Consider the following 607-nt stretch of genomic DNA (forward strand, 5'->3'; position numbering starts at 1 on the left):
AGTGCAGCAGGGCGCGTGCGGCCTCGTCAGCCACGTCGATGCGCTGGCCCGGCAGCCCCACCAGCACCACCCACGCGGGTGCTGGCAACGCCAGGGGCAGGGGCTCGAGCCCCGCCAGCAGCACACCCACCGAACTCGGCAACTGCGCCGTGGGGCTGGCGAAATGCAGCGCAAAGCGTGGCGGCCGGCCCTGTGCCTGCAGTGCCTGGTTGGCGATGCGCAGCGCCTCGGCGGGGCCGGCCCAATCGAGCACGAGGCTGCCGGGCAGCAGCGCAAAATAGACGTGGATGAGCGGCGTGTGCGGGTTCAGGGCTGGGGCGTCCATGGCGTGTCCATCTGGCGGGCGGTGCGCTCGGCCAGCGTCAGGCCGGCCAGGCGCGCGACCAGGTGCAGGCACATGTCGATGCCGGCGCTGATGCCCGCCGACGTGACCCGCGCCCCCCTGGTCCACCCAGCGCACATTTTCCTGCACCGCCAGCCGCGGAAACTGCCTGCGCAGGTCGGCAATGTCCTCCCAGTGGGTGGTGACCGGCCCGTCCACCAGCACCCCTGCCTGCGCCAGGATGAACGCGCCGGTGCACACCGAGGCACTGATCTGCGCCCCGCG

Annotated in this window: 2 pseudogenes; both read right to left on the reverse strand. The window is 72.5% G+C overall.

The annotated features are described in order from the left end of the window. Nucleotides 1–325 (reverse strand): annotated as a pseudogene (locus tag ACDELDRAFT_RS24400) (AraC family transcriptional regulator); the annotation flags it as partial. Then, nucleotides 307–607 (reverse strand): annotated as a pseudogene (locus ACDELDRAFT_RS24405) (DJ-1/PfpI family protein); the annotation flags it as partial. The pseudogenes ACDELDRAFT_RS24405 and ACDELDRAFT_RS24400, both read right to left, overlap by 19 nt.

Origin of the sequence: Acidovorax delafieldii 2AN (assembly GCF_000175235.1) — a bacterium.
Taxonomy (GTDB): Bacteria; Pseudomonadota; Gammaproteobacteria; order Burkholderiales; family Burkholderiaceae_C; genus Acidovorax; species Acidovorax delafieldii_B.